Genomic DNA, 6,594 nt, shown 5'->3' with positions numbered 1-6,594 from the left:
AGCGGCTGCAGTCGGCTCAAAGGATGCGCAGGATTGAACGGCAAACGCTCCAGACACTGCGCATCGATCAATTGCAACCAGCGCTCGGGTTGTTCCAGCAATGCCAGCAAAAACACGGTTTGAGCGTGCCAATCCCAGATCGCCGTTCCCAACCCGATCGGCGGCAAACCTGTCGCGCGCCGACTCAACTGGAGCATGACATCGAGTTGCGACAGGTCATTGCCGTCTTTGACCGCACTCAGCTCGAACGCGTCGGCAATGCGTGCAAGCGCCGTGTCGCTATAGGGCCGCAAGCGCTGCAACCACAGACGACAAACCTTGTGCAGCGCGCCTTCGGATAACGCGGGCGGCAATTGCGGTGAAAGTGTTTGCGAGTCAGTGAAAGCGCTCATGGCCTGCGCGACAGGAGCCTTGGCCAGCCAATGCAGATGTTGCCTGGCCTGATACTTCAGGCCGCTCAAAACCAGGCATTCCAGCGCGTCCACCGGCAGCGGTTCGTCGACAATCTGCTGCAACAAGGCCGAATCACCACGATGCAGCGCCCAGGCGTGCCGGTACAGACGCAGCAAACGGCTGTCGTGGTTTTCGCCGATCAACTGCGCGAGCAATGGCAACTCGTCGCCCGCCATGCGCCAATCAACAAAGCTTTGCGCCAGTGCATCAAGCTTGAGCCGTCCGACACCCAACCAACGGGTCAAGGTCTCGGGCCGTTGTGACGGACTGCCATACACTTGGCACTCAGCACCCAGTTCGTCCGGCCAAACGGCGCAGTCCTCCAGACGATCGAACGCCTGAATCAGCAACGGCAGAAAGGTCGGCTGACGCTTGGCACACAGCTCCAGCAAGCGACTCTCTGCCGCGGGATGGCGATGTTCGCTCCAGAGCCGAATCCAGCATGGAAACGCTTGATCGTCGTGCCCCAACAGACTGTACTGACACGCCAGCAGGTACAGCCAGTCGACGTTATCCGGCGCGGCATCGTGCTGTTCGGCACAGCATTGCAGGAACGTCGGCGCGCCCATCCCCGCTTGGGTGAACTGCACCAGCAACCGCTTGAGGTACGCGGCATCGTTGGGCAACGGCAAGCACGTGTGCCGACTGGCGAACTCGGCGAACTCGTGAAGCGGACGCTGAGTAAAGATGAAATCGAGGCTACGGGCATACCACAGCGACTCGGTCTGTGCCGGCTCTGACCAGGCGCTCATCAGATCCGTGTCGAACGGGTCGGGCGTCTTGATGCGCTGCAAAAAGCCTTCTACCGCTTGCGCATCGTCGAATGCCAGATCGAGCAATTGCTGGTCCCAGGCCATGCGCTGCGCCAACAGATTCGCACAACGGTAGGACAACGGACCGGCGCCGGACAGTCGGTGGTACAAGCCCCAGTTGAGGTCATCTAAAACCTCCAGTGACAATTCATCCAGCGTCCGGACGAATGCCTGCCACGCCGTGTGATTGAATCGTCGCGCGGGATCATCCAGCAGCGCACAGAAATCCAGGAAAGCTTGAGGCGCCCGAACGACATTGGCTTGTGCAGCGTCGATCTCGTCTCCAGCCTCTTCCTCCTCTTCACGGGCCAGACGCAGGGCACTCTCGTAGGCCATGCGTAGCGCTTGAAAACCTTCCGGATCGGTTTCCGGATGGTGCGCCGGCAAACGGGCGCGATAGGCGCTGCGAATCAGGGTTTCGTCAGTAGTCGGTTCAATGCCCAGTCGAATCCAGCAACTCATGACCAGTCGAACTCCCCAAGCGATGCCGGACGAGACGGCGGATCAATATCCATGTGCCAAGGCAGATCAGCGAGAAAGTGTGGAATGTTTTGCGCAAGACCTCGGGCAATCCTGGTGTTGAAAGCGCTGGTGCCCTCACGACTCATCTCGACCGCCAGTTCATCATCGCTTTTACTCATGCAGCACCAAAAGGTTCGTCCCACCAGAAAGCCGTTGAAGTAAGCCATCCAGCTGCCGTAATGAAACTGCGCCCTCAACGCCAGACGACTGTGCAACCAGTTGCTCTCGGCCAGATCGATCCATTGATTACGTACGGCGCAGCGCAACAGAAAGCCCATCCGGCCGTAATCCCAGGACAAGATGCCGCCGGGACCACAGCTGCCGAAGGTACGGCTGGCAAATTCATGCAGGACGCGCTCGCGCGGGCTCAGCTCATTGAGCAACGACTGCCATTCACTCGGCAGGCATCGCTGCCACGCCAGATAGGCCGCACTGAGGTGTTTGGCATGGCCGTCGTCGGTCATCCATCCGAGCATGTCGAACAACTGTTGCCGATCATCGATACCCCAACTTTCCTTGAGGTTGATGTAACGATCGTTGCAGAACGCCGGGTCGTCATACCCGGCGCCGGTGTTGAGCGCGGCCATTGGTGCGGACAACGCGCACAGCCAGCGCTGTTGAATCTCGTCCATGAAAAAAGGCTCCAGGCCGACCGCTGGGAAATGGGGGCCGGCAAAACTGCGCCGATTGTAAAGAGCCCCGCCAACAGCGGCAAACCCTGCATCGCTTTGACTGCGCGCACAAAAAAGGCCCCGACGTATCGGGGCCTTTCGTTCAGCGGCTTATCGCCGGTTCGGGCGATTGTGTGTCAGCACATGAATCAATGCTGCAACGCTGGCTGCTGCGCTCCATTGATCGGGATGCGCTTGGCTTTCGCTTCTTCCGGGATCACACGGAGCAGGTCGATGCTCAGCAGGCCGTTGCGCAGGGCAGCGTCCTTGATCTCGATGTGATCGGCCAGACGGAACGACAGCTTGAAGGCTCGCTGAGCGATGCCTTGATGCAAGAACGTGACGCTCTCGTCAGTGTCACGCTTGCCGCCACTGATGGTCAGCACACCCTTCTCGACTTGCAGGTCCAGGTCTTCTTCCTGGAAACCGGCGGCCGCAACGACGATACGGTATTGGTCATCACCGTGTTTTTCGACGTTGTAAGGTGGGTAGCTGCTGCCTGGCTCGTTGCGCAGGGCGGTTTCGAACAGGTCGTTGAAACGGTCGAAACCGACCGAGGAACGGAACAGTGGCGCGAGAGAAAATGCAGTACTCATGATTCAAATCTCCTGAAAACAATCAGCAAGGTTTTGTGTCTCCGCGACCCGAATTCGGCATCGCGTAACCCTTAGATAGGGACCACTGTTTTGATTTCAAGAGATTATTTTGAGATTTTTTATGCGGCTTCGACGAGCGGCAATCCGAGCAGACGCGAGACCTGATCCGGCTCGGTTTCACGGCGCAGAACAGTGAAAAGCTCGGCGGCTTCCGGGTAGTTGCGCGTCAGCATGGCCAGCCATTGCTTGAGGCGACCGGGCGATTGCCGGGCGGTCATTTGCGCTTTGGCCTGCAGCCAGAAGTCCTGAATCAGCGGCATCAGCTCGGCCCAGGTCATCTCGACGACCTCTTCGCCTGCGCGCGCCGCAGCGATCTGCCGAGCGAGATCCGGGCGGGAGACCAGACCCCGACCGAGCATAATGTCTTCCACACCACTGATTTCGCGGCAACGGCGCCAGTCTTCGACGCTCCAGATATCGCCGTTGGCGAACACCGGCACCTTGACCACGTCCTGCACGCGCGGGATCCACTCCCAATGAGCCGGCGGTTTGTAGCCGTCCATTTTCGTCCGCGCATGTACGACGATGTGCTCTGCCCCGCCTTCGGCCAGCGCCGTGGCGCAGACCAGCGAGCCGTCGGGACTGTCGAAACCCAGGCGCATTTTCGCGGTGACCGGGATGTGCGCCGGTACGGCGCGACGGACATGCTCGACGATCTGGTTGAGCAGCTCCGGCTCCTTGAGCAGCACGGCGCCGCCGCGGGATTTGTTGACCGTCTTGGCCGGGCAGCCGAAGTTGAGGTCGATCACTTCCGAGCCAAGCTCGCAGGCCAGCGCGGCGTTTTCCGCCAGGCATACCGGATCGGAACCGAGCAATTGCACGCGCAGCGGCACACCGGACGCGGTGCGAGCACCGTTGAGCAGCTCGGGGCCGAACTTGTGGAAGTACGCCGGGGTGAGCAACTGGTCGTTGACCCGAATGAATTCGGTCACGCACCAGTCGATGCCGCCAACGCGGGTCAGCACGTCGCGCAGGATGTCGTCGACCAACCCTTCCATGGGCGCCAGAGCAATTTGCATGGGAAACACTACTTGAAGAAAAAACGTGCGGCAGTTTACTGGATATCGTGCAAGACCGCAGGACAACACATCTCTCTGTGGGAGCGAGCCTGCTCGCGAAGGCGGTCTGTCAGTTGATACATGCGTAACTGACGCGACGCTTCGTGAGCAGGCTCGCTCCCACAGAGTGAGATTTACATCGCCTCTGCAATCTGGATCGCCGGGCCATAGCCTTCGATAAATTCCGCCGGCATGCGCTTGGGCTTGCCGGTCGACAGCTCGATGCAGACAAATGTGGTCTGCGCGCGCAGCAGGGTGGCGTTGTCACTGGGGCGTTTGAGCTGGAAATGCCGGGTCATTTTCAGGCGCTGATCCCAGTCGACGATCCACGTCGCCAGTTGCAGTTCATCGCCTTCGTAGGCGGCGGCCAGGTAATCGATTTCGTGGCGGACAACGGCCATCGCCCGATCCAGCCGCCGGTATTCGACCAGGTCCAGGCCGAGGCGCTGCGAATGGCGCCAGGCGCAGCGCTCGAGCCAGGTCACGTAAACGGCGTTATTGGCGTGCCCGAGCCCGTCGATGTCTTCGGCGCCTACTTGCAGATCAATGGTAAACGGCGTTGCCCGATCCCAGCCCATACCCCACTCCCGGTCAAAGTATTCAACCGGGGCAGTGTAACGGAGCTCAGGCCGATTGGCGCGCCTGAAGGCTGCGACCGGCGAGCAGTGATAACACGCCATCAATCACTCGAGGGTCGGCCAGCACGCGTTGATGGCCGCCGCTTTCCAGGCGCAGCAGGCGGCTGTCGAACCAGGCTTCGTGAATCAATTGCGATTCCTTGACCGAGACAAAATTGTCGTCCTCGGCATGCACGATCAGACCGGGCATATCCAGTTGATAGTGGGCCACGTCCAGCGTCGCGGCGCGCATGCCGACGTCCTGCTCGACCTGGCGGATAAAGGCCGAACGCGCGCGCGGCGGCATGCCGACCATGCGTGCAAAACCGCGCAGCACGCCGAGAATCCGCGACGGTGCGGCGATGCTGACCAGGGTTTCGGTGCGCAGACCCAATTGCACGGCGAGCATCGCGCTGGCGCCGCCCATGGAATGGCCGATAACCGCTTGCAGCGGCGGCAATTCGGCAGCCGCTTCAAGCATGGCGCGGGCGAACAGCACTACATTGGCTTCGCGCCCAGGGGAGCGACCGTGGGCCGGACCGTCGAGCGCGACGACGGTATAGCCGGCATCGACCAGAGCATTGATCAGCGAGGCGAACTGCGTTGGCCGCCCTTCCCAACCATGCATCAGCAACACTGTCGGGCCTTGGCCCCAGCGCAGCGCCGACAGGCCGAAGCGCAGCGTAATGCGTTCGGAGCTGGCCAACAGCGGCAGCTCCCAATCCCGCAGCGGTAGCGCGCGGGGCGTCATGAACGCCAGACGCATTTTGCTCGCCACCAGCTTCGGTGCAAACCAGCCCAAGGTACCGTTAACGCCACGAACCCACTTCAACGCGTTCATCGCACTCTCCTCAGGCTTGTTGCCTTCAGGTCAACGCACCGCCGACTTGGCGGCGCGCAGCAATCGATCGGATAACTCTCCCGGACCCAGCGCCCTGGCCAAGGCCAGACCACCGACCATCAACGCGACATCGGCCAAAGCCTTGTCGGTGTCTTCAGGGCTGGCGGCCAGTTGCGCGACCATCAGCTCCAGATGCTCGTTCAGCGCGATGCGGAACGACTCCGGCAAACGCCCCAATTCGCCAATCGAGGCAGGAATCGGGCATGCGGCTTCGCTGGAATCCCGGTGTTTGCGCGACAGGTAGAACGCAGCGACCAAAGCGCGACGCTCTTCGCCGGTCAGATCGGCGTCCATGTCGGCAATCAGGTCGCGACGCCGGCCCAGCAGTTGCTTGAACGCTTCGAGCATCATCGCGTCCTTGCTTTCGAAGTGGGCGTAGAAACCGCCAACCGTCAGGCCGGCGGCGCCCATCACTTCGCCCACGCTCGGGTCTGCCGGGCCGCGCTGAATCAGTGCGGCGCTGGCAGCCTTGAGGATGCGTTCGCGGGTTTGAGCTTTTTTATCGTTCATCGTTGCCTCCGAATATTACGACTAGAATATTATTCGCATAATAATATTCCGCAAGTCATGAATATGACCGCTGGTCTGAAGCACAGTGTAAGGAAAAAGGAGAGTTGGCCAAACGCCGGACAAACAAAAGGGCCATTCAATAATTGAATGACCCTTATAAATCCCGCAGAGCGGGTAATCGTGGCGTCCCCTAGGGGACTCGAACCCCTGTTACCGCCGTGAAAGGGCGGTGTCCTAGGCCACTAGACGAAGGGGACACAAACCCTTCTATACAACTGATCAGTGCTGAGAGCTGATCGATTCAAGGCCGGTGTGGCCAGACCTTGAACTGTAAAATTGGTGGAGCTAAGCGGGATCGAACCGCTGACCTCCTGCATGCCATGCAGGCGCTCTC

At 60.3% G+C, this 6,594-nt stretch carries 7 protein-coding genes and 1 tRNA gene; all 8 read right to left on the bottom strand.

What is annotated here, in order from left to right:
• Window positions 1–1,727: J domain-containing protein (locus OQK_RS30525; RefSeq protein WP_038861448.1), on the bottom strand; the 1,727-nt coding region annotated here is incomplete at its 3' end.
• Window positions 1,724–2,419 (bottom strand): DUF1266 domain-containing protein, encoded by a 696-nt coding sequence (locus OQK_RS19940; RefSeq protein WP_016773926.1) that lies wholly within the window; start codon window positions 2,417–2,419, stop codon window positions 1,724–1,726. The genes OQK_RS19940 and OQK_RS30525, both read right to left, overlap by 4 nt.
• Before the next feature lie 188 nt (window positions 2,420–2,607).
• Window positions 2,608–3,054: an Hsp20 family protein gene (locus OQK_RS19935; protein WP_016773925.1), complete on the bottom strand. Its 447-nt coding sequence runs from the start codon at window positions 3,052–3,054 to the stop codon at window positions 2,608–2,610.
• Window positions 3,055–3,173: 119 nt separating this feature from the next.
• Window positions 3,174–4,133: a tRNA dihydrouridine synthase gene (locus OQK_RS19930; protein WP_016773924.1), complete on the bottom strand. Its 960-nt coding sequence runs from the start codon at window positions 4,131–4,133 to the stop codon at window positions 3,174–3,176.
• Between the two features lie 173 nt (window positions 4,134–4,306).
• On the bottom strand, window positions 4,307–4,750 hold the full coding sequence (locus tag OQK_RS19925) for an acyl-CoA thioesterase (RefSeq protein ID WP_016773923.1): 444 nt from the start codon (window positions 4,748–4,750) through the stop codon (window positions 4,307–4,309).
• Window positions 4,751–4,796: 46 nt separating this feature from the next.
• Window positions 4,797–5,630: an alpha/beta fold hydrolase gene (locus tag OQK_RS19920; protein ID WP_016773922.1), complete on the bottom strand. Its 834-nt coding sequence runs from the start codon at window positions 5,628–5,630 to the stop codon at window positions 4,797–4,799.
• A 30-nt stretch (window positions 5,631–5,660) separates the two neighbouring features.
• Window positions 5,661–6,200: a TetR/AcrR family transcriptional regulator gene (locus tag OQK_RS19915; protein ID WP_016773921.1), complete on the bottom strand. Its 540-nt coding sequence runs from the start codon at window positions 6,198–6,200 to the stop codon at window positions 5,661–5,663.
• Between the two features lie 181 nt (window positions 6,201–6,381).
• Window positions 6,382–6,457: transfer RNA gene (locus tag OQK_RS19910), tRNA-Glu, on the bottom strand.
• Window positions 6,458–6,594: the final 137 nt, after the last annotated feature.

Source organism: Pseudomonas sp. R62 (assembly GCF_000257605.1).
GTDB classification, from domain to species: Bacteria; Pseudomonadota; Gammaproteobacteria; order Pseudomonadales; family Pseudomonadaceae; genus Aquipseudomonas; species Aquipseudomonas atacamensis.
Note: the sequence above shows the minus strand (reverse complement) of the source record. Positions and strands in the feature narration are given on the sequence as shown.

Bases quoted from the DNA above. Each gene is read 5' to 3' on its own strand.
- OQK_RS19920 (WP_016773922.1), bottom strand. From the start codon at position 5,630: ATGAACGCGTTGAAGTGGGTTCGTGGCGTTAACGGTACCTTGGGCTGG.
- OQK_RS19925 (WP_016773923.1), bottom strand. From the start codon at position 4,750: ATGGGCTGGGATCGGGCAACGCCGTTTACCATTGATCTGCAAGTAGGC.
- OQK_RS19935 (WP_016773925.1), bottom strand. From the start codon at position 3,054: ATGAGTACTGCATTTTCTCTCGCGCCACTGTTCCGTTCCTCGGTCGGT.
- OQK_RS19940 (WP_016773926.1), bottom strand. From the start codon at position 2,419: ATGGACGAGATTCAACAGCGCTGGCTGTGCGCGTTGTCCGCACCAATG.
- OQK_RS19915 (WP_016773921.1), bottom strand. From the start codon at position 6,200: ATGAACGATAAAAAAGCTCAAACCCGCGAACGCATCCTCAAGGCTGCC.
- OQK_RS19930 (WP_016773924.1), bottom strand. From the start codon at position 4,133: ATGCAAATTGCTCTGGCGCCCATGGAAGGGTTGGTCGACGACATCCTG.